The organism is Comamonas sp. (assembly GCF_009360615.1).
GTDB lineage: Bacteria > Pseudomonadota > Gammaproteobacteria > Burkholderiales > Burkholderiaceae_C > Comamonas.
This window is the reverse complement of record NZ_SPEY01000023.1, coordinates 247,317-271,668: the sequence shown is the minus strand read 5'-3', so window position 1 is coordinate 271,668 and position 24,352 is coordinate 247,317. Positions and strand designations below refer to the sequence as shown.

32 protein-coding genes are annotated in these 24,352 nt (G+C 59.2%); 5 read left to right on the top strand and 27 right to left on the bottom strand.

The window, feature by feature from the left end; all coding sequences use genetic code 11:
- Window positions 1-54: 54 nt before the first annotated feature.
- Window positions 55-1,281, top strand: a complete 1,227-nt coding sequence (locus E2583_RS08975; protein ID WP_034390491.1) for an IS256 family transposase — start codon at window positions 55-57, stop codon at window positions 1,279-1,281.
- On the opposite strand, the gene E2583_RS08970 is transcribed toward E2583_RS08975, so the two are convergent.
- The 13 genes from E2583_RS08970 to E2583_RS08910 form a co-directional block, all read right to left on the bottom strand.
- On the bottom strand, window positions 1,251-4,178 hold the full coding sequence (locus E2583_RS08970; protein ID WP_291594989.1) for a tape measure protein: 2,928 nt from the start codon (window positions 4,176-4,178) through the stop codon (window positions 1,251-1,253). The genes E2583_RS08975 and E2583_RS08970 overlap by 31 nt on opposite strands.
- Window positions 4,179-4,258: 80 nt before the next feature.
- On the bottom strand, window positions 4,259-4,621 hold the full coding sequence (locus E2583_RS08965; RefSeq protein WP_291594988.1) for a hypothetical protein: 363 nt from the start codon (window positions 4,619-4,621) through the stop codon (window positions 4,259-4,261).
- A gap of 89 nt (window positions 4,622-4,710) precedes the next feature.
- Entirely contained in the window at window positions 4,711-5,265 is a 555-nt protein-coding gene (locus E2583_RS08960; protein ID WP_291594987.1) for a UDP-N-acetylglucosamine acyltransferase, read from the bottom strand.
- 72 nt (window positions 5,266-5,337) lie between these two features.
- Window positions 5,338-5,871, bottom strand: coding sequence for a DUF6246 family protein (locus E2583_RS08955; RefSeq protein ID WP_291594985.1), 534 nt, complete (start codon window positions 5,869-5,871; stop codon window positions 5,338-5,340).
- Window positions 5,871-6,335: a phage tail tube protein gene (locus E2583_RS08950; protein WP_291594983.1), complete on the bottom strand. Its 465-nt coding sequence runs from the start codon at window positions 6,333-6,335 to the stop codon at window positions 5,871-5,873. Before E2583_RS08950 ends, E2583_RS08955 begins: the two co-directional genes overlap by 1 nt.
- Before the next feature lie 12 nt (window positions 6,336-6,347).
- A complete protein-coding gene (locus tag E2583_RS08945) occupies window positions 6,348-6,698 on the bottom strand; it encodes a hypothetical protein (protein WP_291594981.1) in 351 nt (116 codons plus the stop codon).
- Window positions 6,695-7,045, bottom strand: coding sequence for a hypothetical protein (locus tag E2583_RS08940; RefSeq protein WP_050874226.1), 351 nt, complete (start codon window positions 7,043-7,045; stop codon window positions 6,695-6,697). The genes E2583_RS08945 and E2583_RS08940 overlap by 4 nt, the downstream gene beginning before the upstream one ends.
- Complete coding sequence (locus E2583_RS08935) at window positions 7,045-7,404, bottom strand: hypothetical protein (protein WP_291594979.1); 360 nt, start codon at window positions 7,402-7,404, stop codon at window positions 7,045-7,047. The genes E2583_RS08940 and E2583_RS08935 overlap by 1 nt, the downstream gene beginning before the upstream one ends.
- A gap of 39 nt (window positions 7,405-7,443) precedes the next feature.
- Window positions 7,444-7,815 carry a hypothetical protein gene (locus E2583_RS08930; protein ID WP_291594977.1) on the bottom strand — a complete coding sequence of 124 codons (372 nt, stop codon included), beginning with the start codon at window positions 7,813-7,815 and terminating at the stop codon, window positions 7,444-7,446.
- Window positions 7,812-8,369, bottom strand: a complete 558-nt coding sequence (locus E2583_RS08925; protein ID WP_291594975.1) for a hypothetical protein — start codon at window positions 8,367-8,369, stop codon at window positions 7,812-7,814. The genes E2583_RS08930 and E2583_RS08925 overlap by 4 nt, the downstream gene beginning before the upstream one ends.
- Window positions 8,370-8,375: 6 nt before the next feature.
- A complete protein-coding gene (locus tag E2583_RS08920; RefSeq protein WP_291594974.1) occupies window positions 8,376-9,392 on the bottom strand; it encodes a major capsid protein in 1,017 nt (338 codons plus the stop codon).
- 28 nt (window positions 9,393-9,420) lie between these two features.
- Window positions 9,421-9,885 (bottom strand): hypothetical protein, encoded by a 465-nt coding sequence (locus E2583_RS08915; RefSeq protein WP_003056733.1) that lies wholly within the window; start codon window positions 9,883-9,885, stop codon window positions 9,421-9,423.
- A gap of 3 nt (window positions 9,886-9,888) precedes the next feature.
- Window positions 9,889-11,184: a hypothetical protein gene (locus E2583_RS08910; RefSeq protein WP_291594972.1), complete on the bottom strand. Its 1,296-nt coding sequence runs from the start codon at window positions 11,182-11,184 to the stop codon at window positions 9,889-9,891.
- An 88-nt stretch (window positions 11,185-11,272) separates the two neighbouring features.
- On the opposite strand from E2583_RS08910, the gene E2583_RS08905 reads away from it, so the two are divergent.
- A complete protein-coding gene (locus tag E2583_RS08905) occupies window positions 11,273-11,569 on the top strand; it encodes a hypothetical protein (RefSeq protein WP_291594970.1) in 297 nt (98 codons plus the stop codon).
- A gap of 6 nt (window positions 11,570-11,575) precedes the next feature.
- Here the strand turns inward: E2583_RS08905 and E2583_RS08900 are convergent, their stop codons facing one another.
- The 14 genes from E2583_RS08900 to E2583_RS08835 all read right to left on the bottom strand — a co-directional run bounded on the left by E2583_RS08900 (window position 11,576) and on the right by E2583_RS08835 (window position 22,074).
- The gene (locus tag E2583_RS08900) at window positions 11,576-12,508 is read right to left on the bottom strand and encodes a phage minor head protein (RefSeq protein WP_291594968.1); all 933 of its coding nucleotides are present in this window, start codon (window positions 12,506-12,508) and stop codon (window positions 11,576-11,578) included.
- Entirely contained in the window at window positions 12,474-13,853 is a 1,380-nt protein-coding gene (locus E2583_RS08895; RefSeq protein ID WP_291594967.1) for a phage portal protein, read from the bottom strand. Before E2583_RS08895 ends, E2583_RS08900 begins: the two co-directional genes overlap by 35 nt.
- An 18-nt stretch (window positions 13,854-13,871) precedes the next feature.
- Window positions 13,872-14,438: a hypothetical protein gene (locus E2583_RS08890; RefSeq protein ID WP_291594966.1), complete on the bottom strand. Its 567-nt coding sequence runs from the start codon at window positions 14,436-14,438 to the stop codon at window positions 13,872-13,874.
- Window positions 14,439-14,444: 6 nt separating this feature from the next.
- Complete coding sequence (terL, locus tag E2583_RS08885) at window positions 14,445-15,866, bottom strand: phage terminase large subunit (protein ID WP_291594964.1); 1,422 nt, start codon at window positions 15,864-15,866, stop codon at window positions 14,445-14,447.
- Window positions 15,847-16,332, bottom strand: a complete 486-nt coding sequence (locus E2583_RS08880) for a DUF2280 domain-containing protein (protein ID WP_291594962.1) — start codon at window positions 16,330-16,332, stop codon at window positions 15,847-15,849. Before E2583_RS08880 ends, terL begins: the two co-directional genes overlap by 20 nt.
- A gap of 20 nt (window positions 16,333-16,352) precedes the next feature.
- Complete coding sequence (locus tag E2583_RS08875; protein ID WP_291595045.1) at window positions 16,353-16,970, bottom strand: putative metallopeptidase; 618 nt, start codon at window positions 16,968-16,970, stop codon at window positions 16,353-16,355.
- A gap of 14 nt (window positions 16,971-16,984) precedes the next feature.
- Window positions 16,985-17,389: a hypothetical protein gene (locus E2583_RS08870; RefSeq protein WP_291594960.1), complete on the bottom strand. Its 405-nt coding sequence runs from the start codon at window positions 17,387-17,389 to the stop codon at window positions 16,985-16,987.
- Between the two features lie 45 nt (window positions 17,390-17,434).
- Window positions 17,435-17,908: a DUF1367 family protein gene (locus E2583_RS08865; protein ID WP_291594958.1), complete on the bottom strand. Its 474-nt coding sequence runs from the start codon at window positions 17,906-17,908 to the stop codon at window positions 17,435-17,437.
- A 106-nt stretch (window positions 17,909-18,014) separates the two neighbouring features.
- A complete protein-coding gene (locus tag E2583_RS08860; RefSeq protein WP_291594955.1) occupies window positions 18,015-18,485 on the bottom strand; it encodes a RusA family crossover junction endodeoxyribonuclease in 471 nt (156 codons plus the stop codon).
- Window positions 18,486-18,503: 18 nt separating this feature from the next.
- Complete coding sequence (locus tag E2583_RS08855) at window positions 18,504-19,904, bottom strand: replicative DNA helicase (protein ID WP_291594953.1); 1,401 nt, start codon at window positions 19,902-19,904, stop codon at window positions 18,504-18,506.
- Window positions 19,901-20,830, bottom strand: coding sequence for a hypothetical protein (locus tag E2583_RS08850; RefSeq protein WP_291594951.1), 930 nt, complete (start codon window positions 20,828-20,830; stop codon window positions 19,901-19,903). The genes E2583_RS08855 and E2583_RS08850 overlap by 4 nt, the downstream gene beginning before the upstream one ends.
- The gene (locus tag E2583_RS08845) at window positions 20,823-21,137 is read right to left on the bottom strand and encodes a hypothetical protein (RefSeq protein ID WP_291594948.1); all 315 of its coding nucleotides are present in this window, start codon (window positions 21,135-21,137) and stop codon (window positions 20,823-20,825) included. The genes E2583_RS08850 and E2583_RS08845 overlap by 8 nt, the downstream gene beginning before the upstream one ends.
- Complete coding sequence (locus E2583_RS08840) at window positions 21,134-21,616, bottom strand: phage regulatory CII family protein (protein WP_291594947.1); 483 nt, start codon at window positions 21,614-21,616, stop codon at window positions 21,134-21,136. Before E2583_RS08840 ends, E2583_RS08845 begins: the two co-directional genes overlap by 4 nt.
- 158 nt (window positions 21,617-21,774) lie before the next feature.
- Window positions 21,775-22,074 (bottom strand): YdaS family helix-turn-helix protein, encoded by a 300-nt coding sequence (locus E2583_RS08835; RefSeq protein WP_291594945.1) that lies wholly within the window; start codon window positions 22,072-22,074, stop codon window positions 21,775-21,777.
- 73 nt (window positions 22,075-22,147) lie between these two features.
- Between E2583_RS08835 and E2583_RS08830 the strand changes: the two genes are divergently transcribed.
- The 3 genes from E2583_RS08830 (at window position 22,148) to E2583_RS08820 (ending at window position 23,968) form a co-directional block, all read left to right on the top strand.
- Window positions 22,148-22,813, top strand: coding sequence for a LexA family transcriptional regulator (locus E2583_RS08830; RefSeq protein ID WP_291594943.1), 666 nt, complete (start codon window positions 22,148-22,150; stop codon window positions 22,811-22,813).
- 21 nt (window positions 22,814-22,834) lie between these two features.
- Window positions 22,835-23,167, top strand: coding sequence for a hypothetical protein (locus tag E2583_RS08825; protein WP_291594941.1), 333 nt, complete (start codon window positions 22,835-22,837; stop codon window positions 23,165-23,167).
- A 582-nt stretch (window positions 23,168-23,749) separates the two neighbouring features.
- Window positions 23,750-23,968: a hypothetical protein gene (locus E2583_RS08820; RefSeq protein WP_291594939.1), complete on the top strand. Its 219-nt coding sequence runs from the start codon at window positions 23,750-23,752 to the stop codon at window positions 23,966-23,968.
- Window positions 23,969-24,352: the final 384 nt, after the last annotated feature.

Below are 24,352 nucleotides of genomic sequence, written 5' to 3'. Positions count from 1 at the left end.
TTTGTGTAAACGGACAATCAACCGCCGGCGCAAGCCGGCCTGTCCGTAAGCACAATGAGCACCAAGAAACACGACGTACCCGAAGAACTGCTGTCTGGCCTGCTGGCCAACTACAAGAAGCCCGAAGACCTCATCGGCGAGAACGGCCTGCTCAAGCAGTTGACCAAGCTGCTGGTGGAGCGAGCCCTAGACGCCGAACTGACCGAGCATCTGGGCCACGAACGCAACGAAGCGGTAGCCAACACCACTGGCAACACCCGCAATGGCAAGAGCAAGAAGACCCTCAAGGGCGATTTCGGCGAGTTGCCCATCGAGGTGCCACGTGACCGCCATGGCAGCTTCGAGCCCCAGCTCATCCCCAAGCACCAGACCCGCTGGGCCGGCTTCGACGACAAAATCATCTCGCTGTACGCCCGCGGCATGACGGTGCGCGAGATACAGGCCCACCTGGAGGAGATGTACGGCACCGAGGTCTCGCCCAGCCTGATTTCCTCGGTGACCGACGCCGTGGCCGATGAGGTCAAGACCTGGCAAGCCCGCCCGCTCGATGCAATCTACCCCATCGTCTATCTGGACTGCATCCATGTGAAGGTGCGCGAGGGCGCTGTGCGGGTCAAGGCGGTGTACTTGGCCATCGGCATCACCATGACGGGTGACAAGGAGGTGCTGGGCCTGTGGCTGGCGCAAACCGAGGGTGCCAAGTTCTGGCTGCAGGTCGTCACCGAACTTCGCAACCGGGGCGTGCAGGACATCTTCATCGCCTGCGTCGACGGGCTCAAAGGCTTCCCCGACGCCATTGAGGCGGTATTCCCCAAGGCGGTGGTGCAACTGTGCATCGTGCACATGGTGCGCCACAGCCTGAACTACGTCTCGTGGAAGCGTCGCAAAGAAGTGGCCGCCGACCTGCGACGCATCTACACGGCAACCACCGCCGAGGAGGCCGAGCTGATGCTCGGTGAATTCGAGGCCCGCTGGGATGCCGAGTACCAACCCATCGGCCAGTCCTGGCGCAGGAACTGGAGCCGGCTGATTCCGTTCTTTGACTACCCACCCGAAATCCGCAAGGTCATCTACACCACCAACGCCATCGAGTCGGTCAACATGAGCCTGAGGAAGCTGACCAAGAACCGGGGCTCGTTCCCCAGTGACGAAGCGCTGACCAAACTGTTCTATCTGGCCCTGCGCAACATCAGTCAGAAGTGGACCATGCCCATCCGGGATTGGAAGGCTGCGCTGACCCGCTTTACCATTCAGTTCGGAGACCGCATCTCCGTCAATTGAAGTCCGAACCGTTTACACAAAAATTCGGACACGCCCGTCAAAGAACGAAAAGTCGCGCCATTACCGTTTGCAATTCCGTCACCAATCCTGTTCTCGATCTGCTTGAAGATCACTTCGATATCGAATTGACCATTGCCCGACGAACTCTGCTTCACTTCAGGCTGTGATGGTGCATTGATGAACTTCATATTGATTACTGGTGTCGCCCAGGAGCCTCCGCGCCCCTCTGGAGATGGCACCGTTGCCACATCCATGCCACCCAATGGCGTGACGCTGCCCGACTGCCCGGCCATCATGAGCAGCTGCTTGTTGCCGACCGTAAGCAGTTCTGGCACGCCGCGCTCGTTGACCTCGTACATCTTGCCGGCGCCCACATCGCCACCATTCTCACGTTTGCCGCTGAGGCCGAAGAAGCTACCGATCGCGCTCAGTGCCGACCCAAACATCCCAGAGCCGGTGCCGCCTTCCACTGCACCACCGAACAATGATCGAGCCAGGTTTGCTGCCACGGCCTGGCTGCCCATCTTCAGCAGCATCTGGCCCCAGGCCGTGCCGATGTCTTTGAAATTGCCAGTGAGACTGTTGTAGAGGGTATCGCCCAGTTGGTCCTGCACGTTCTGCGCAAAGCGGACCGTGAACTGATCCATCTGGTTCAGGCTGTCCTGATATTCTTTGTTCGCCTTCTTCACCGCACGGGCATATGTCTCCTGCGAAATGTCAAGGGACGCCAGCAAGCTGTCGTACTTGGCGAGTTCCGCATTCAAACGCTCCAGCGGTGTCATCACAGACTCTTTAAGCGCATTGCCCAGTTCCTGGGCCTGCCGCTCCATGTCTTCGGTGGCTTGCTTGGCCTTTTCTTTGGCCGCAGCGTCTTTATCGGCAATCAACTGGTTCAGTCCATCTTGCAGCTTTTCGCGCTCTAGCCCGTATTTCTGCTGGATCAGCAGCACCCCCTCCTCATACTTCTGCTGGCTCAGCTTGCGTTCGTCGAGCAGCTTCTTGTGCTTGCTCAGTTCTTCCTTCTCTTTCGCGTCAATCTTGGCCCAATCGCTGGTCGCAGCATCGACGCTCAGGCCCAGCAAGTAGCCCTTGCTATCGAACTTCTCGCCGTTCGCCCCTTCCCTGAGCTTTTTCTGGGCCTCATTGAGGTCATAGATGGTCGTTGCCAGCTTCTCTGCCTCGGCACGCTCCTCTGCAGTAGCGTTGGCCCCCAGCTTCTGAATGGCCTGCAGCCGCGCTTTTGCTGCTCCCGAAAGTTTGGCAAGCTCCAACTCATCACGCATTGATGCCAGACGCTTCTGGACTTCAGGATCGCTGCGGGTCACCCTGGCCTTAGATGCAGGAACATTCGCCCGCTGCTTCTGAGCTTCTGCCAATTTGTAATCGGCATTGATCATTTCCTGCAGCTCTTTGGTGGCTGCATCGGCGTTTGCCCTTGCTTCGATCAGGGAACGGTTCACGTTTTCCAAACCCTTGGCGTCAACACCACCCCGACCAGCCTGGAACTGCTTGTTCAATGCAGCTTGATCTCGCTCCAAAGATTTGACGGCTGAATTCGCCTCGCGCGCCCTTGTGGTGAGTACGCCGATAGCATCTGAAGCTTTGTTGCGCTGATTAGCAAGCTGCGCAGCCGTAAGCTTGTCTACCGAAGCCGTTAACTCGTCCACTTTCGGCACAGCCTTCGACGAATTTTCCCCAAATGCAAAGATGCTCGCGGCAGCGATTCCAGCGGCAATCGCAATGCCCGCAGGCCCAGTTAAAAATGCGATCAGACCACGCAATGCTCCGCCCATCGCGGCGCTGGTAGCAGCTTGAGCAGCCTGCGCGGCTGTCAGCCGATTGGTTGCAATCTCATGTGCCACTGTCGCTGCTGTCACCTGTGCTTGGGTCACTGCAACACCTTGGAAGGCGCGAGCCTGAGCGAGTGACGCCGCAGTTTGCGCAACCTGAGCCTGAGCAAGGGCCACTTCAGCAGCCGCCGCTCGGACTGCGACCGCGGCCTTGGCTGCTGTTGCAACGCTTGCTGCAACCATGCCACCTACATAGCGGGTGAGGCCGGCCGCCACGGCGATCAATGCAGTGTCTGCCAGGACATTGAAGTTCGCCCCCAAGGACTGTATTGCGGAAGATATGGTGGCCGTGATGCCGCTGGCCTCATTGGTGCGACCAACATACTCATAGAGAGCGTTCGTCACGGATTGAATTGCATCCTTAACCGTGGTTGGCATCTCTTTAACTTGCTGAGCAATCTTGGTAGAGCCATCCGAGAGGGCTTGCACGAGAACATCAATCCCAAGTTTGCCCTCGGCGCCCATGCGGCGAATTTCCGTTGCACTCTTGCCGCTGCTCTCTGCAATGACGTCCACCACAGAGTCGACAGTAGAGTAGATGCTCATCCAAGCATCGGCATCGATCGCACCCTTCTGAAGCGACTTGGCCAGTGCCTCCATTGCCCCCTTGGATTTGTCAGCACTAGCTGCATTGACCACAAGAAGGCCGCTAAACGAGTCAATAACGTCCACCGACTGGCTCAGCGATAGGCCCATTTCTCGGAGAACTGGAGATAGCTGGATGAAGCTCTCGCGCGTTTCTTGAATCTTCCGGAAGGTAGCGTTCGCGGAGGCAAGCATGCGCTCCTGCACATAGGTGTACTCCTCTGTGCTCTTGGTGGCCATCTTGATACGGCTGGCGTACTGGCCCCACTCGTCGGCCATGTCGATAACCTTCATCACCGCCAAACCTGAGAGGGCAGCTTTCGCGGCGGCAGCGATCGGGGAGAGCCGCTGCAGGCTGTCGGCCGTCTTGTCCAGACTCTGCTGAGCACGGCGCTGATCCTTGATCATCTGATCAAGCTCCAACGTCACGTCATAGTAAATTTCCCCAACCTTTTCAGCCACAGTCGCTACCTCCCGGAGTTCACCGAGAATGCTAGGGAAACGCGAGGAGTAATAAAAAAGCCCCGGTGACGGGGCTCTTCTTAACGTGGATCGCGAATTACACGTGATGGACTACCGTAGAGGATGATCACTTTGTCGCCCTCAGAGAACTGAACATCTGTTTGTTGCGCAATTGTCATCAAACTGCCATTTTCAGTCGCAATGACATATTCCATGCCCTCACGTTGAGAGCCGCTTTGTTCAATTGCTGCACCAATGATTGCCCCGACTACAGCACCACCAATTGCGCCGACTGCATTTGCTCTTCCGCTGCCACCGATACCGGATCCTGCAACAGCACCGGTTACCCCACCAACAGCGCCACCAGTGCCTGTATTTCCGTCAATTCTGACGGCCCGGGAACTGATGATCTTTCCTGCAACGCTCCTATTCACCTGACCCACGGACCCAACTGAATAAGTACTTGGGTCCGTCCTGTTGGCACAGCCCAGCAGCAGGAAAGTACACGCACCTAGGGCTATCGCTGACCTGATCATTTGGACGCTACAGGGAACATCGGCTTATTGACGTCCACCGTCTCTAATCCTTGCAAGAACAGCTTGATATTGTTCTGGGCAGCACGATTAATGGACTCACGAGCTCTGGTGATGCCCATGAAGGCATGATCCCAAGGAACAGTGCCTTCGGCCGAAATATCTTGCGTAAAAATAATGGAACCGTTGGAGCGGTTCAGAATTTCATAACGTGCAATCGACTTAGAAGTCATCGAAGCACCAGCACCAGGAGTTTCGAAGGCCAAAATCTTGACTTGAATGCTAACCTTGTTTGCGGAGTCGTCCTTGAAGATTGCCATACGATCAATGGCTTCTTGCAGCGACTCTTTCCAGAAGTTTGTTACGCTTTCAATGCCCATTGGCATCTCACCCTTGGCCTCTTCGGGGCGCGCAAGTGTGACCGTGACAGTTTTTACCTCGGCATCAATTTTTGTTTTGCTGACACCAACTTCTGGCACTGAGAAATTGAGTGGTGGTGGTGCTGCACAGCCTGCCAGCGCCGCGACAAAAATAATTGCCAGTAGTTTTTTCATATGCCCCTCCTGTTTGAAACATTTAGTATCTCATCGTTTCAGTCATCCAATGGGAAGTGAGGCATTGGAGTTTCATTTTTGAAATGCTGCCATAGCTGCTCGATACTCCTCTCTCGTCGGCACATCCCGCCTCTTCTTCTTTGCGTCTGGGTACTTCATTTCAAACAGGGCCTGAAACTCGCTCATGCTCAGCGCTTCGGCGTCTGCGGTACCCATGCCCAGGTGAACGCGGGCGGCGGCCACGTACTCAGCGACATTGAATTCCGTCACAGGCCTAGCGCTCTGCTCCTTGCTGCCACCTGTGCCCACCAGGCCGTGGCGCATCAGGTGCGCCGCCAGGCTGATCTGCTCCAGCACCGGCATGCTGCCAGCGTGCTCACCGTCTTCATCAAGCCACCCCAGCAGGGCTGTTGCATCGTCCTGTTCGCACAGCACAGCGAGCACATAACGAGCGTTCAGATGTGCTCGAGCACCGAACAGGCCGCGGAACGCATCAACGATTTCGCCCGGGCGCCCGAGTTGGGCGATCCGGGCGAACGACGGTGTGAATGTGAACTCCAGACCGTTGGCAGTGACGACTCTGGAGTAACCGTGCTCAATCAGCATCAGGGGCCAACGGGAGTACGAGTCAGCACAACCTCACCGTTGCTCTGTGCACCAATGCTCCAGGTGGCTTCAGCCGAGTGAGGGCTATCGTTGCTCCACGAGGTAACGATGAAAGGCCCGGTGTATTTCTTTCCGCTCGGATAGGTGATCTTGAGCCAGACTTTGGGCTGATTCCCTGTCGAGACGGGAGGGCTGACCACGTGAGCCTCCATCTCTTCCTGGTTATGGACCTCATCGTCGTAACTCACACCATCCCCAGAGAATTCGACGTTTTTGAAAGTCACCAGGCTAGTCTTGGTGAAGTCTGGGGATTTGTCAGCCGTGGTGTCTGCCGTATCCCAGGAGGTGTTGATGCTCTTGGCTCGCATCATGCCCAGGATCTTGTAATCGGCCTCCTGCGGTGCGGTGGCCTCGTCCTTGAGAGCAAATTCGACCTTTACGTCGCGTCCAACGTGAGCGCCCATGGCGATCTCCTTCTATCGGTTGATGATGGTATTGATGGTGATTTCGGCCACAGGCCGGCCATCGTCGGTAGCCCAGTAGACTGGCTCACCTGGTTGTGCAAATACTAGGGAGCCGGATTCATCGAGCAGCTTCTCGATCACGTCCTGGGCTTTGCTTTCGGGCGCCATGACCGGGTCAGTGCCAGATCCGATCAGCACCAGGCTGAAGGCGGGCTGCCGCACCAGGCCCGCCAGTGGCCCACCCATGGGCTTGAGAACGGCATAGCGGTCCGACTTGCCGCTATCGATCCAGCGCCCGAACTGAAAGCGCCAGCCCACAAGCACCGGTTGCAGGAGCTGCCGAAGGGATTCGCTGGCGGTCATGTCTTGATTGCTCCGGAAATCACGGCACGAATGTTGGGCTCTGCTCGCTCAAATCCCTTAGCCAGGAATTCCTTTTCAGCAGACGGTCGACGAAAGCGCTGCACGTTGTCGGGGTCGTGCACGGGTTCGGCATAGACAGCCGTATAGCCGACACGGCCGACTACCTTGGTCGCTTCAGTCTCTACCCTGCGGTATTGGCTGTTGAGCAGAGTTGAGGTGTCAATGGGGGTGAGGACAGAAGCTTCTGAGGCACCAAGGATGAGCGCCTGAGTCATTCCACGGGCACCTTTGGCTTGGACCTGCTCCACGAACTGCGGCAGCCTGCTGGTGATACGAGGCTTGGCCATTACGTGAGAATCCTGAAATCGTCCGCGACGCGGTCGAAGGTGTCTGCATCACGCACCACCGTGCGAACCTCAGCGGCGCCGGCCGCCACGGGATCAGCCAGCGCGCTCTCACCGATCAGGACGTAGTCGCCTTGCTTGACGGTGCTGTGTTCGGTGTAGATGACCTGGCGCAGCGCCAGCTCGACGCCTGTATCCGGAGACGTTCCTCCTGCGTCGGACGAGCGCACCGCCTCCGACTTGTAGTCGCAGTCAAAGAGCACAGGCGGAGCAAAGGAAAGCTGGCCGCTCCAGTCGTCACGACCAAGGAGCGCCCAATGAGTGGCTTTAGCGGTATAGGACCAGGCAGCTGATGCAGACATGCGCTCCATGCTAGGGAGCGCAATTCGCCCGGCGAGCGGTCAGCCGTTGACCACGAACATGAACGCTGAGGCCGCAGGGTCTGGGCCGACGAGATCCGCCACTGTGCCGGCCTTGTCCATGGTGGCAAGCGAACGACGCAAGGCTGTGAGGTCGCCATCCTTGTATTTGAAGCCGCGCGATGCACCTGAGGGGGAACCTTGGCTGGAAAGGCGCCGCGGATCGCCAGCGGCTGCCACCAGTGCAACGGCCATGCACTGGATCAAGATTTGAGTGTGTCCGTCGTAGCCCGCATCGACCATGGCCTGCTCGGCTGTGGCAACACGGGCTACAGCGGCCTCCAAGAGAAATGCGGGCACGCTCACGCCCAGGGCTGAATCCAGGTACTGCTGCGCTTGCGTGCTCGTGATCATTTCTTGGTTGCCTTCACTTCGGACTTCGCAGCAGTGAGCTGCGCCTGCAGGTCAGCAACTTGCCCGCGCACCTTCTCCAATTCGCCGGCAGCCGCTTCATTCAGCTTCTGCGCGTCCGTGAGGTTCGCCTGCAATGTTGCTTCACGGGCCAGAGAAGCTTCCAGATCTGCCTTGGCGGCGGCCAGCTGCTGCTCCAGCTTCTGGCTTTCGGCCAGGCCGGCCTTGACATCAGCGATGAGGCCTTCGATGGTCTTCCCCTGGGCCTCCAGAGTCGCCTTCTGCTCCGCCATGATGCGGGCGCGCTCGAGGCGGTCCTGCTCGGCGGCGTCTGCCATAGCCGCAGCGATCTTGGCCGCATCGGGGTCGGCCGGCGCAAGCGCGGCGCCTGAGCCATCGCCCGAGACCTCCTGATCGGCAAAGACCGTGGGCTGCGAGCCGCCCAGCTCACACTTGCCAGCTGCCCAGCCGGGGAGCACATCGAATTCGATGATGTCGCCTACCTTGGCCCCTTTGGGCCAGGGTGCCTTGAGGTGTTTGATGATGTAGAGGGCCATGGTCAATCAGCTCTTGGTGAAGTGGGCGATCTGCGAGCGGCCTTCAAAGTCGCTGCGGAACTGGGGCACGGCCGCGGCCAGCACGCCGAAAACATAGTCGTCTTCGGGGTTGTGACGCACCTTGGGGCGGGTGACCAGGGGCATGCCGTTCAGGATGGTTCCCCAGTCGCCGTTGCTGATATTGGCGATGCTGATCACCTCGTTGGCAGCCAGGCGCGGCACAGGCACGATCTCGGCCACCTGGGAGACCTCGCGCAGGCGCGCCAGAATCGTCTTGGGATAGCCGGCGGTGAACTCGTTGATGTCCGCGTAGGTGTAATCGCTATAGTTCAGGAAGATGGAGATGCGGCCATAGGCGTTGTCGCCCAGGTGAGCATTCACCAATTTCTCGATCACGCTGAGCCACTGTGCGCCCGTTGCGCCTTTCAGATCCAGGCCGTGCATATCGCTCGCGCGCTGCGGGAAGTTGCGCAGACCGTAGATGGTCGAGCCGGCCACATTGATGGAGCCATAGCCATTGAGCACCACGTCTTCCAGCTTCTCGGAGACCTTGCGCTGATGGTTGGAAATGGTGGCCGTGTCGATGCCCGAGGGGCCACGGCGCATCACCTCCATCTGACGCCAACCGAAGCGGGCCTGGCTGTCGAAGATAGGCAGAGGCGTGCCCTCGTACTGCACCAGGGCCTGATCGGCGCGGCCTTCGCTGCGACCGTCCATGGTGACGTGCACCTCGCCCGAGTCGGAGATCTTGGGGAAGTAGGACACCAGATCAGCCATGGCCACGGGCGTGGAGTTGGCCTGGGCCAAGCGGTTGAACATCACCAGGATGTCGCGCTGCAGCTGCACGGAGCGGCTATCGATGCGGCGCCATGCGTCCAGGGGCACCTGGGCGGCATTGCCGGTCATCGTGTCGCCAAAGCCATCGGCAAAGGCCGAGTTTGCGGCCATGGCCGTCTGGCGCATGTTGAACGCCGCACGGTTGCCGTTGATGGCTGCGCTTTGTTCTTCGGTCAAACGAAGCATGTGATTCTCCCTATTGAGTCTTGACCGGTCAGGCCATGTTGTAGAAGTTGGCGATCTCGATGTCCACCAGGTCGCCGGCGGCGGCACCGGTGACGGCGGCCGAAGCGAAGGCCACCACCAGGTTGCCGGCAGCGGCGGCAGTCAGGCGGCCAGCGGCCCCGACCGTCAACGGCTGACCGAAGGTGTAGTTGCCTGCGGCCACAGCAGCCTGATACTGCTGGCCAGGCTCCAGGATGTAGGCCACGCCGGTCTCGTTGGCGGCATAAGCCGTCTTGAGCGGATCGCTGCCGTTGAACCAGCTGCCGGCCTGGGCGTAGAAGTCACGGTGTGCCAGCAAGCGCACCATGGGGCCTGGTGCTGCGGCCTGGGCCAAACTGGCGGCGCCTTCGGTGACAAAGGTGCCCGGCAACAGAGCTGCCGCCACAGGCTTGTCAGAGACTGTGCGCGGATGGCGGTCATGAGGGCCGCGATAAATGAGGTTGGCTTTGGCCATGGCTTACTTGGCTCCTTCTTCAATCAGGCTGTTGATGGAGTAGCCCTTGAACTCGTCGCCGGGCTGCGTCTGGGTCTGCTTGTTGCCAACGCTCACGGGCGCGGCCTTGGCCTTGAGCTCCTTCAAGCGTTCCAGCGGCATCAGCTTGAAGTCATCGACGGTCAGGGAGCTGTTGACGGCCAGTTCGGTGGCAAGGGCATCACGCTCGGCATTCACGACAGCGGCCTGGGCGGTCTCCAGATCAGCAATGCGCGAATTGGCTGCAGTCAGCTTTTCTTCCAGCGGCTTGTTCACCAGCGAGTTGTAGGCAGCGAGGACCTGGGTATCGTTCAGCCCCTCGGTCTTGATGCCTGCAGCATTGAGTGCGGCGATGATTTGCTCTTTCACGATGTCGACCTCCTGATGGTTCGTGATCGGTTCATAAGAAACCTGCCGAACGACTTCAACAGGCTGTCCGACCCATGCTACGGAGCCACTTTCCGCGACGTGATAGTCCTGGCGCCACAGCTTTCCGGCCTCGTCCGACCAGACCGCATAGGAGGCAAACACCTCGCGGATCCATGAGTTCTGAGGAAGCCCCACGCGCAGGCCGTCATAGATCTGGTCGAAGCTGATGTCCTTGTTGGTGAAGAAACTGCGCAGCCAGCCAATGGCGCCCTCATAGCGCCGGTCTTCGGGGTCCTGGTTGACCTTGATGGTCTCGATCTCGTCCTCGCCGCCTTCGCTGTTGAGGAACATGCCCACACCCTCCTCCGGCGTGCCGGCGCCCGGCTCATCCAGCAGGATCGCAAGGTGGTCGTAATGCAGGTTGGTGGCGATAGAGCTGTATTTCTTGCCGTGGCTCTCACCGTTCGCCACGACCTCGATCAGGTTCAGGCCAGTGCTGACGTGAATGGGATCGGCATTGGTGCCCGCGATGGCTGCATCCAGGCGCACAACCAGCTTCTTGCCCTGCTCGGTTGCCTGGGCCATGTCGCCATTGACGACGATATCTGTCAGGGTGCGCCCGCCCTCATGCCGCGCATTGGTGCAATAGGCACCGATCCAGGCCGTGGCCAATGCCTCACCATTGGCGGCACTGATGTGCTGGCCCTTGCTGTTCTTGGGGTGCCCGGCGGGAGCAGGCTTGCCATTCAGGCTCTTGACGCCGGCGGCCAGCTGATCTGCCGGGTACAGCCGGCGGTTCATCACGATGTCATCCACGGCGCCGCAGACGTCGCGAATGGTGTAGGTGGTGCCGGATTTGCTGACGTTGGCCGCATTGACGGCACTGATGATGTGGATGCGCTTTTTTGCCATGGTCTGCCTCATAAAGATGAGGGCCATGCTAGGGAGCGGGTCCCGCGCCTTATATTCAACGCTTTAACTATCGTTCGAGGGAGACGCTATGAAATATGAACTCTATCGGGCCGCTTGCGCGGGAGAACCGAAGGATGAGCACATTGCCAGCTTGACAGAAGTTGAACTGACGAAACCATCGCATGTGAAAAGAAGCCCCGGTACTGCTGAAATTGTTAATGGCCGCCTCGCTTTTAAGACCGCCGATGCAATAGACGGACTTCTCGCGGCACAGCATGAATTCTTCATCGTTGGAGACGATGGAGAGCGCTTTTACTTCAATGTTTCTCGGGTTGGCCAGCCGATAACGGTAATTGATGGCAAAGTCACTGCCAGCATTTACTAGTTGCCTTCAGTGCTCTGGAAGCCAAGCCTCACGCTCAGCCGCCATAGTCTTCTGCAGGCGCTCTGTCAGGATCGGCTTGCCACTCGCATCAAGCAGGCATTCCGTCTGCCCGCAGTGGCAGTTATACCGGTTGCCATCGCGACCATAGAATGCCCGAACCTCATCTGTGGAGTACACCCGACCATTGCGCGTCGCATGCGTGACCCGGGTGGTCGGCAACAGCGCCGAGGTCCACAGCATCCCAATCCTTAGCCCGTAATGCACCTGCGCAGCTTCTGACTCGGCCCAGCGGGCCTGCCGCAAGGTGTCGGTGATGTCGGTTTGCGCATACTGGGCAGCCTTTGACCTGGTCACGCCCAGGCCATCAACGATCAGCGTCCGGGCAGCCTTCGGATTCAGACCATCGGCCACGGCTCGGCCAATGATGCCGGCCAGACGGCTCTGTCCCTCGGCGCGCAAGCCGGTCCAGTGCTCGTAGCTTTTCATGCGTGCCAGCGCCACCCGAGTGAGATAAGGCTCACTGCGGACCACCTGATCGAACGAGCGTGAGGCGGCATAAGCCCCAGAGAGGTTCGTGAGATTGGTCACGCTTTGCAGCGCGCCGAGCTGTGATGACTGCTCAACGAACGGATTCCACCAGAACAACTCCTTGGGCTCCTTGCCGTTCTGCACCCAGCGATCCAGCGCGGCTGCAATCTCCAGCAGGACGATGTCGAGGATGGCTGGGGTGATGCCATAGGCCACCTGTGGGCCCGTGTCGTTGAGAGCGTAGACCGGGATGCGATCGAATGCGGCCAGCACATCCGTGGTGAGCCTCTTCCAGCGTTCATTGATTGCCGCATGCGCCTTGCGGAGCAGCAGCGTGGAGCCGGTGCGGTCCCGAGGCGTGCCAGGGATGGCCGGGTTAGGAGCTCGCCGGCGCATTTTCGATTGGGTCATCTGCGGGATCTACATCACCTGTGCGAGCTGGATCATCCTCGGTCGGCATACCGTCATCCATGCGCTGCTCATAGTCCACCACAGCGCGCAACTCGTTCGCATCAAAAAGCGGCTCGGTCAGCCCAGCCTGATAGGCCTGCTGCATGGCGGCCGTCATCTTGCCAAGCAGATCGACCTTGTCTTTCTCGGTCGGCGCATTGACCGGCGGCCATTGAATCTCGAAATCGCCAGCTTCGATGATGCCGGCCGCCTGCATGCGTGTGATGAACTCCTCCAGCATGGGCGTGAGCTCGTACTCCTGCCGACTGGAGCAGCGATTGGCGAAGTCGGCCTTGTCCTCATCGCTGGCCAGGCGCCCGGTCTGCTGGCCAAACAGCACAGTGAATGGGATCCGCACCGAGGCGGCAAACTCATTGGCCGCCGTGGTCCAGGGTCCCGTGGGGTCGCTGATGGCAGTCTGCAGGGTTGTGGCCTCGCCGCCCTGCATGACGATCGACGCGTCCTGATTCTGGTTCAAGGCCTTGGCCTGCGCCTCGTGGGCATCCTTCACCGATGTGACGGGTTTTCCATCTGGTCCCGGCATGGCCTGCGGCTGGCCGCCAGCGTCGTACTTGAACACGATGGTGCGAGCGCTGTTCTTCAGGAAGGATTCGCCCGATCCGCCGGCGATCTTGTCCAGGTCCACCAGCCGGTTGAAGCCTGCGCGCAGCAGTGGCACGCCGTCGTAGAAGTCCCCCACCGCACCCTCGGCCAGGATCTGCACGCGGCTGGGGTGCACATCGGCCCATCTCTCGGGCCTGCCCTCTGTCTCCGTGCCAGGCGGACTGATTTGCCGGTACTGAAACATGGCCGGAGTACCGTAGTTCTCAGCGTCCTGATCTGTGTGCCACTTCGTGACCTTGATCTGGTTTTCGCTGAGCGGGATAAGGTCGACCAGCTTGGTTGCACGCTCCAGAGGTTGGTCGAGCGTCTTGCTGTCGGCCACGCGGTAGATCACTGCCGCATAACGGCCCACCAGATTGCGCCGGTCCAGGTCCTTGAGCTTGCTCCATGCCCGGATGGAGCGCAGCAACTTGCCCGTCTTCAACTCCCATGGGCTTTTCTTGTCACTGTTAGGCAGCTTGATGCGTGGCAACTTGAGCCAGCACACATCCAGCAGCCGGTGCACAGCACCATGGCCAGCGCCGCCACGCTCATAGGCGGCATAGAGCATCTCAAAGCTTACGTGCTCGCTGTAGCCGTACTGAATCCAGGCCGTGGCCCGCTTGGCATCAAGGCCCAGGGAGCCGAGGAACTCACGCCGAGCGCGGGAAACTTCAAGGGTGTTGGTGATGATCTCGGGCATGAGACCATGCTAGGAAGGTCAATTTCTCAGCTTAGCCGCCAGCGCTTCAATGCCATCTTGCAGTTCAGCAAGCTGTTGAAACTTGTCTCTTGCAGAAGTTCTTCGCGCGTCCAAACTCCTCTTCCATATGTCGAATGAAATATTTTCACCCAGTAGATCGCAGTAACCTTGGACAGTTCGTTGATGATTCGGATCTCGCTGCGTTGAGAGGAAATTAATATCATCTCGAATCATCTCCATTTCGGCCATGACGATCTCTTTTTTCCCTTTTAAAACCTCTATCCGGATAGATATCTCTCTATTTTTATTGGAGTCAGTTAGTGCCTGCCTCGTTTCTCCCAGCTCAGTTTGCTGAAGCTCAACCCCTCTCTTGAGCCACAACAAGGCAAGAAATGCGATTACAGGATTCATTATCCCGCCAAAGAAGTCGCCAATAGCGCCGTTTATGTCGTAGCCTAATTTCCAGTCCCCAGTCTGAAATGAAAAATAGATCGGCACGGCCACCGTGAACCCAAAAACAATCACCGCTGGAATCAACAAAATCCACACCGTTTTACTAGCAACCCAGTCAAGCAACTTCTGCATACAGCCTCAAGTAAATATCCCAACAGTCGGCTGCAACAACCCATTGAACCCTCTTGCAGCCCCGTCGACCTGGTCATCATATTTGCCGAACGGGAACAAGCGGCACTCATCAATGAACGGAGTGTTCCAGGCGCCCTTGAGCAACAGCACGTTGCCAGCATTGATCTGACTGGCCAGCGGCGTTGCCCGAGTCACCTTGTCGCCCGACTCTGGGCTGAAGTGCACGTTGTGGCCGGCCAGCAGTTTGGCGAAGGCCAGCACCTGGGACTTACCGGCCTGGCCCGGGTCCTGCGGCAGGCTCTGCTTGAGCAGGCGGCCATCGGAAACCGCTGTGTTCTTGATGAGCTGGTCCCGCAGGTTGGTCTCAAACTGCTCCCGTTTCATGTCGGCAATGATGTAGCGGCCATCGGCCAGCCGTCCCACCTTGCCGCCGGCGGTGTAGTCACCATTCCCCGATGCGCCCAAGTCCCAGCCCCTGCACCACTCCACCACGCCCGCTGGGATGGCCTCCACGATGGGCATCAGGTCAGGTTTGATCACGCCTCCGGACGGCGGCGCCGGCAGTTGCCGGTACTGGCCGGCGAACACATAGGGATTGGCCTTCTCCATCCGCCGCAGCTCGTCGGCACTGTGTTTCTCGGGCCAGAGCGGCTCCTCGTCTTTGCCGACCCACGCCGACAGGCGCAGTTGCTCCCACACCTCACCATTGCCGCCCGCAACCGGCGGCCCATTGCCATCCTTGCCACGATCGCCCAGCAGCCAGCCGGCCAGGTCATCCTCGTGCAGGCGCTGCATGATCACGATGATGGGAGTGTCCGGGCTGTTCTTGCGGCTCTCCAACGTGTTCTGAAACCAGTCGATTACGCCCTTGCGGATGGTGTCCGACTTGGCCTCATCCGCCTTGTGTGGGTCATCGATGATGATGGCCCCGCCGAACCCCTCGCGGTGCTTACCCGCGCCGAAGCCGGTGATAGTGCCGCCCGTACCCGTGGCGTACATGACGCCGCCGGCGGTGGTTTTCCAGTGCGAGCCGGCATCCGTGGCCAGGCTCAGCTCGGGGAAGATCTCGGTGAAGGCCTCGTGCTGAACCAAGTTGCGCACCTGGGTGCTGTTGTTGACGGCCAGCGGCGTGCTGTAGCTGCAATGGATGAACTCGGCATCGGGCACCTTGCCGAAGGCCCAGGCGATGAAGTTCACCACGGCCAGCTCTGTCTTTGAGTACCGGGGCGGCATGTTGATGATCAACCGCTTGCACTCACCATTGAACACCCGCATCAGCGCATTGCAGATCATCGCGTGGTGCTGGGCCCGGCGCCAGAGGAAGCCTTTGCGCTGAAGGAACATCCAGCGTGAGAACGAGAACAGGTCTTCGCGTGCCCAGCCCACGGCGGCCAGACGCTCTGCGGGGCTAAAACTTGGCCTGGACACTCTGCACGACCTCCTTCAATTCTTCTGGGGTGACCGTGGTGGTGACATTGGTGCTGTTGACGGCCAGCGGCTGCCCGTCCTTGCCCGTCAGCTCGCGCTTGTTAGTGAACGCTCCACCCAGCTCTTTTGCTGCCTGCTCCAGCAGAGTGGAGACCATGGCCGCATTGCCTCGGCTGTCCGCCCGCTCGAGGTTTCGCTGCAGCACCCGCAGCCGATAGGCCTGCTGGGCAATGGGGATGGTCGAAATGTCATCGAGGAACTTCGCGCGCGTGGCGGTGAAGATCTCGCGCAGCTTCTTGCTCAGGTTGTGGCCAGAGGCCTTGGTGGGGTCGTACATCGCCACCTGCTGGCGCGTGATCACGAGGCCGAACTCTTGCTTTACGTGGTCGGCCACCTGCGTGGGGGTGTCAAAGCAAGCCAGCGCCTGCACGATGGATAGTTTTACGGGGTCTTTGAGAACTGCCATTTTGTATGCCGCCAGTCTTTCTAAGCCGCCTTCAGCAGGCAGGTTCCGCACGCGCCAGCAATCGCTGACCGGCTGACTTCTGGTGTGCCGCGCGCCAGGCCGGCCAGCTGCGCGAGAGCACCTCCAGGGTCTCCCACCCCGTAGCGCTTCACCACGCCGAGGAACTCTTCCACGTCGTGCCCACGGATTCCCAGCTTGGGCAGACCGTCCCGGGTGAATGCCGGCGCGCCAAAATCGTCTTTCTTCTGGCCCACGTGATAAAGCTCGTGCTCCACAAGGGCGCAGAAGTCTGCATCGCTGGCCTGGGCACAGTAGTCGGCCGCCAGCGTGATCAGGAACTTGGGGATGTGGCCAAACCACTCCAGCATCTGCTGCTCTTGGCGCTCCTTCTGCCAGCCGCCGGCTCTGAACATGACCTCTTCGGCCTGGCCCAGGACCGTGCGCCCCTGCTTCACAAAGGCATTGCTGGCCCACAGGAACTCCAGATCGGCCTCGGCCAGATGCTGATGCTCTGGGTTGAAAAGGGCCGAGCCCTCCCGAATGAAGGTTTCCTGAACCCACAGGCCCAGCCCTTCTGCGGGCACGATGGTGGTGTAGGGGGCCTGCCCGGAGAGATTGCCCAGCCCCTGGGGCGGCATAGGTCGGCGGGGCTTCATGTCTGCTTGTCGTCCCATATCCTGCTGTTCTTCATCCTGAATGTCTGCCTGCGAGCCCGTGGCACGATCTGCCGAGCACGGCGCAAGCGTTCCTTTTCCTGTCCCTCATCCGACTCCGCAAACCGAACGACCTGGCAGCGAACGATGCCCTCCTCACGTGTCACGACCTTCACGTTCTTGGACTTTTCCGGAGCGCTGAGCGCAACGCGCATTTGCAGCGGCATGGCGGCCAGGTCAAACACAGAGGTCGGGCCGTTGAACAGCGGAGCGGAGCAATCCTCTGCCCGGACGATGCTATGGACGATGGGCGGATCCAGCTCCGACTCCGCCACGTCCGCGCGCATCTCCTCCAGGGCTGAGCTGCTGTCGAAAAGATCAAACTGCAGGTCATCTCGTCCCATGGGTACCCCCTCTGCGGTGGTGAAAGCAATGCGTGATGGGAAGGCTCAACGCTGGAAGCCCTCCATGAAAGACTCCATGCAGCCCCAACGCCGGTTTGCGTCGAGTGCTGGCCACAAGATGGCCTGGGCGTGCAAAGTCCAGAGGAAGGCGTCGATGGAGCGCTGCAGCTCGCAAAAGTCCGCCTCGTCCATGGACTCGAAGTCCATGCTTTTGGGAATCGCGTTGGGCTTGCCATCGCTGCCGGGCACGAAATCGCAGTGGCCGGCGCCGATCAGCAGCCAGTGGCGCAGCTTGGTGGCATCGTCAAATGCCTCGGTGCGCTCGAGCAGGCGATTCAGTTTCAGGAAGAAGAAGGCGTGGTGCTCCGGGCACCTTGGCAGCCAGAAGGAGAAACCCAAGGTCTGCCCTGGGGCCAGTTCGGTGACAGTGCGGCGCCATTTGGCATAAGCCCTCTGGCCGGCAGCGTCCAGCCCGCAGAGCTTGCCGTCCTGGCCCTTGGTAATGACGAGGCGGCTCATGGTCCATCTCCCTCCATGCCCATGGACGCACCAGCCATGCCAAGGGCGACGCCCACCAGCAGGCCTACGACGAAGGCGAGAAAAATCAACATCCAAGCCAGCGAGGTCATGCGAGGCCTCCCAGCAAGTCGCCCTGCTCCTGCTCTGGTGCCGCCTTGATTGGGGTGATAGTCACCACCAACTTGCCGCCATCCACGGGCATGCCACGCTCTGCAGTGATGCGGCGCACCCATTTGTCGTCCTCGATCGCCACGCCTTTGAGTGCATCCAGCAGCACCTTCTGGGCGTTGTCCAAGTCGATGCACTGCACCGTGTCATCCCAGGTGTAAGGGTCGCGCTTCATGCGGCGCTGCGCGTCTTGCGGGCAGTGAGGGTGCAGCGTGTACGAGATCGCCACGCGGCCGAGGATGGGATTCAGGATGCCTGCGGCCTTGGCCAGCCAGCCCACCTGCTCCTTAAATGCCTTGGCTTCGGAGCTGACGTAGGTCATGGCCCGGGACTGCGCGCCCACCTTGATGACTCGGGTCTGCCAATAACGATTTGCGCTGATGGGGTACGGGAGAGTAAGCGTGATCATGGATTGGTGCTCCTGTTTTTATTCAAAGTCGTCGTCTTGACGGTTGGGGCCAGTGCCGGGCTTCTCCCCGTTCCAGTTGCTGAAACGGACGTTGGGGCCGATGTAGCGCAGGTTCAGATCCCCGGTCGCGCCGGCACGCTGCTTGGCCACGCGCAGCACTGCGTAGCTCTGCCACTCAGGGCCCAGGCTGGGTTTGAGGTGGATCGGGCGGTGGGGGAACAGCACGATGTCCGCGTCTTGCTCGATCTCGCCGCAATCGCGAAGGTCGGACATGATCGGCATCTGATCCACGCGCTTTTCAACCTCGCGGTTGAGCTGGGCCAGCAGCAGCACGGTGATGCCCAACTCCTTGGCCAACTCCTTGAGGCTGCGCGTTACCTCACCGAGCTGCGTGGTTCGGTTGTCCTTGGGGTTGGTGCCGTGCATCAGTCCCAGGTAGTCCACGATCAGCAGGCGCAGACCGAAGCGGCGCTTGAGAGCCCGGGTCTTGGTGCGCAGCGTGTTGATGTTCAGCCCGGTGCGATCGGTCACGTAGAACGGCAGCGACTTGATGCGCATGCTGGCCTCGCACACTGCGTCATGGTCGACATGGCTCATGCGCTTGTGCGGCTGGCGGATCTTGCTCAGCGAGACATCGGACTCCATGGCCACTTGGCGCTGCCACAGGTCGCCACGCTGCATCTCCAGCGAGAACATCGCGACCGTCTGCCGCAATTTGGCGGCGTGCATGCCGATGGTCATGGCCAGAGCTGTTTTGCCCATCGACGGCCGAGCGCCGATGATGACCAGTTCCCCGGGGCGAAAGCCGCCATCCAGCTGCAGGTCCAGCGCATGCAGGCCGGTAGGCAGGAAAGGATCGCCTTTGCCGGAGCAGCGCTCATCCAGATCCGCCATGAATTCATCCATGCCGGCGTCGGCGCTGACCCACTCGTCCCCGGGCGCATCAACGGCCAGGCCGGCCAGCTGGGCAGACACCTTGTCGACGCGCTCGGCGATCGGGATGGCGTGGTCTGCAGCGAGCTCGCGGGCCTGGTTCACCACGGTCACCAGCTGGCGGCTCAGGGCACGTTCGCGGATGATCTCGGCATAGCGGCGGACCGCCGACTCAGACAGCGTTCCGGCGTTGCACAGCTCGGCCAGCGTCTGAATCGCCACCCGGCCCTGCATGTGCTCGTGCACCGTCACCACGTCGATGGGTTTCGCGGCATGAGCCATCGCGCTGACGGCCGTGAAGATCGCAGCATTGGTCTCGTCCGCGAAATCCTTGGCCTGCACGGCTTCCGAAATCACATCGAACTGGCGAGCATCGAACAGCAGCGACCCTAGCAGAGCGCTCTCAGATTCATAGCTTGCCAGCGGCACCAACTTTGCCGGCGTCTCGAAATCGTCATCCAGTGGCGGCATGGTCATGTCGTTCATGCGGCACCGCCTTTGGTCTTCTCGATCACGTGCTGCATGCCACGGTCGGTCAGCAGGAAGTCGAGATCGCACTGCCAGCCGGCATGCTCACCGCTGCGGTGGCCACGGCCCATCAGGAAATCGTTTTTCCGGGCCCGGCCGAAGTAGCTTCGCAGCCAGGCCTGGGCCTCGTCAGCGCTGGCCGCCCGGGGTGTGTTGTCGGTTTTTTTGCTGGTCAGGACCCAGCGCCAGATCTTGCGGATCGACTTGCGGCGCTTGTCGCTCAGCAGGCGGACACGGGGCAGCTCGGGCAGTTGCTGGTGGTACAGCTCCACGATGGCCTCAACCGGGCAGGCTGGCAGTTTCGGGTCATCGCCCTCTTCCGCTTGGTCACCAGCAGGCAGCTGCTCGTCCAAAGATTCGTTCTTCGGTCTTGCTTCGTCGGCGCTGCCGACAGAACCGTTAGGTTCTTTATTTAATTCCTGTTCCTGTTCCTGTTCCTGGTTAAGGAACCCTTTCGAAACGGTTCCGCAATGGTTTGCAATTTCCTCCGGTGACAAACCCATGATCTCGCCGCAACCCCGCATGAAATCTAGCTTCCACGCGCACCCAGCAGGAATCTGCAAAGTGACCTTCACGGCAGACTTGCGCTGATTTGGGTTCTCCAAAGGGTTCCAGTCGAAATGCTTGACCACCCATACCCATTTCGTGGTTTCGCAACGGTTAGCGAAACCCTTTCGAAACAGTTCCGCAAACCCTTCCGCAACCCTTTCGGAACTCCACTTCAAGTCCTCGCAGGCATATCCATCAGGGATGCGAAATACACCAGCAATGGTTCCGTGGGGGCAGGTCAACAGGTAAAGAGCCAGCATCCTGGCGTCCTCGCTCAGCTCGCCAATACTTGAGCTTGACCAGAACGCGGTGTGCACCTTGCCGTAATCACGCATTGGGGATTCCTCCCACGGCTTGCTCCATGGCTGCGCGACGCTCACGAGAGCGAGCACCAATCAGAAGCCTCATTGCGTTCAGATGCGCCTGCGCTTTTCTACGGTGCTTGGCTTTGCCGGTGCGTTGAAAGTCGAGCATCTGGGCATGCATGAGCAGCCCCTCGGCTTGAATCCGCAGCTCATGTGCTTGGTCAGACAGCGACATGGACACGGGAACATCGGGAAACTGAACGACCAAGGCCGGCTGGGGTGCTGGCCTGGTGCTATCGGCGCTGATCACGCCGATCTGTGAAATCTGCGTGTTCATGGCTGCTCCTGACGGCCTTTCATGCCTGCCGCATGTTTCGCCTCAATTGCATGCTCAAGCTGCTGAAGTGCTGCGCGAGCGTCAGCTACCTCTTTCAGAATGCGTGCTTTATCGTTGTCTGAGATATGACCGTCAGCATCCCCTTCCAAAGTTGCCGTCACTACGTGGGACAACTCGGTGGTCACTGCTGAGATCGAACGATTCACGCATGCCGTCTCGCTCATTTCAACCACGGGCAAGCGGACGAAGCCACCACCATCAGCAGCAACGGCATTCACAAAGTCAAAGCGGTGATGAGCCTTAGCTTCGATGCACAACTCTGAAATTAGCAAAGAGGTCGACAGGCCCAGCTTGAACTTCGGGTCGCCTGACAACTCCTTGCGCAAAACCTCTACGGTCTTGCCGACACGGGGAGCTAGGCTTTCATAGCCGCCGGGGTAAGCCTTTGCCATTTGGCGCAGCGCGTCTTGGGGAGTCATATCCGGGTACTCGCAAATTGGATGTTGTTGCTACGGCGTGGCTTCCAGATACTGAGAGCATGGAAAAAGCGGCCGCAGATGAGTTGAGCGATACGAAAGCCGTGTCCGCCGCACCTTGGCGAACGACAGAGGCGTCACCACAGCCAACGATCGAGAATTCAGCGCTCTATGTGATGTGCACATGGAGGTGTTGTTTCGACAGGGATTGGGGCTTCCTGCGGGGCAAGCTCTGGCCAAATCAAGTGCCAGTCATCTGGGCGCAACTCCTTTCGAGTGGCAATTCCTCGAGCCTCTGCCATAGGCGCTAAGCGGATCAGCTTGTCCTCAGGAATGTCGTAAACGGTTCGGCTTTCACCTCGCCAGCCATGCACCGATGGGGCTTTGATGTTGAGCAACCGTGCAACAGCGGTTGTTCCGCCGAATGCATCGATGAATTGGTTGGCGGTCTTGTTTGTCATAACCCCAATTATTAGGAGTTGCTAATTTCATGTCAATAGCCACTCCTTATCACCATACTGTTAGGCTCTCCTAATGTCTACACTTGCCGACCGCCTGACACTGGCGATGGAAAAAGCTGGCGTTAACCAGGCCGACCTTGCACGTGCTTGCGGGGTCAAACCACCCAGCGTGCACGGCTGGTTAAGTGGGAAATCAAAGTTCTTGCGGGGCGAGAACTTACTTAAGGCTGCTGCTGTTCTGCGAGTTAACCAAAGCTGGTTGGCAACAGGAGAAGGCTCTATGGAGCCGAAAATGGACCAAAACGTGGTTGCAGTCTCGCCTGGTGCCCGTGCCTACCCCGTGATCTCTCACATTCAAGCTGGGCATATGAAAGAAATTGCGGAACCGTATGGACCCGGCGACGGGTTCGATATTGAGTACGGCGACAACGATGCATCTCAATGGGCCTTTTTTCTTGAAATCAAGGGCGACTCCATGCTTCCGGAGTTCAATGAAGGCGACCGGGTAAGAATCGATCCAGAAATTCAGCCTAGGCCTGGAGATTTCGTCGCAGCCAAAAACGGCAAACAAGAAGCCACTTTCAAGAAGTATCGTGTACGCGGCATTGATGAAAAGGGCAACGAGATCTTTGAGCTAGTACCTCTAAACGACAACTATCCCGTTATGCGAAGCGATGAGCATCACATGGTTGTCATCGGCACGATGACCGAGCACCGACGCAAGTTCAGACGAAAGTGATTCACTAGGTGAGGAGAGAGAATGAAGAGAACATTTGTGGTTGCAGCTGCGTTGGTTGCTCTTTCAGGTTGCGGAAAGTCCGAGTCGCAAAAGGCCGCCGATGATGCTGCTGTGCTGGAGATCAAAACCCAAAGACTGGCCCGCGAAATGGTGACCAAGCATCTGAAGGATCCTGAAAGCGCCGACTTCAGAAACCAGAAAGGTCTATGTGGCGAGGTCAACTCTAAGAACAGCTTCGGTGGCTACCCTGGCTATCGCCGATTCATCGCAGCGAATGAGAACATGGTCGCCTTCGAAGGAGGCAACATGGATTCAACAGAGTTCAATCAGGTCTGGCAACAGTTCTGCCGCTGAAAATTTTTGATAGCACCAAGCCCGCACCAGCGGGTTTTTTTACGCCTTTTAAAGTAGGAACTTCTAACTCTTTTAGAAAATTTATTAGCTAGTCCTATTGACCTATTTGTTAGCTAGTCCTAATATCCACCCCAACGACCCCTTACGGCACAACGGTTCACCGAATGCAAAGGGGGAGTTGGGGTGCCAAGTGATCGAGCTGTGCACCGACACGTAGACCAACGCAGGTGCCGGGTGAACCGGTGTGTAGCGGATGCGAGTCCGGGGATCGCGTGCATGGGCACGGACGATGGAGCCACTCGGCAAGGCCGCCTTAGCCTCAACAGCTTTGAACCCCCACGCAGTCTCAGAAGGATTGCGTGGTGCACATAGACGCTTTCAACGTCGCGCGCTGGGTGCTGTACCCAGCGAGAGCTAAAAACGCAGGCGCCAAATTGGGGCGCGCGAAATACCGCATGAGGCAAACAGGGTTGCCAAGAACAGAAAAGCCCTCCGGCCCTGCCGGCGCAGCCTCCTGAGCGACATCAGGAGGAAAACAAAAGCGTCACGGGTTGGCGCTTTTGCTTTTTCAAGGAGCAGTCGATGAACAAAGCTACTCAAAAGAAGCCGCCGCACCCGAACAGCCCCAACGGATGCTGGGCTCGGCATGGCTACCGCGTTGAGCGCACCGAGCGCCCCATGGGTTCGCCCAAACGAGACATTTACGCCCCTGACGGCACCTTGGTGCTGGAGGATTCCGTCTACGACGAAGAGATGGCCTATTGCCGGAAGCACGGGCTCCTGCAGCCTGCGACGGCCTGATGGAGATTGAAATGTGAGTGATTTGCCAGCATGCGGCCTGCATGTGCCTTCCCCCGCAGGGCTACAGCGGGGCCATCATGGAAGCGGCAGCGTGGATGGACACGCGGGAAGTGCGGGAACAAGCGCACATATGAGGGCGAAAGCCTTGGAGGTTCCGGGTCTGGTCACAGTCAGTGCAGATGCACCGTGATCGAGAAGCGCAACCAGACCACAGCCAGTATCAAGCCTGGCCCGCTTCCATGATGGCGCAGCACCTTTTATTAACCCAAGTGCGCATTTCTTCTGCCTGACCCTCATCGGGCAGAAGGAAGCTGCGCCATCACCCTACTCCCCCTGACTCCGGTCAGTTCGCCCCGCTAGTCGGGGCTTTTTTATTCCCGAAAG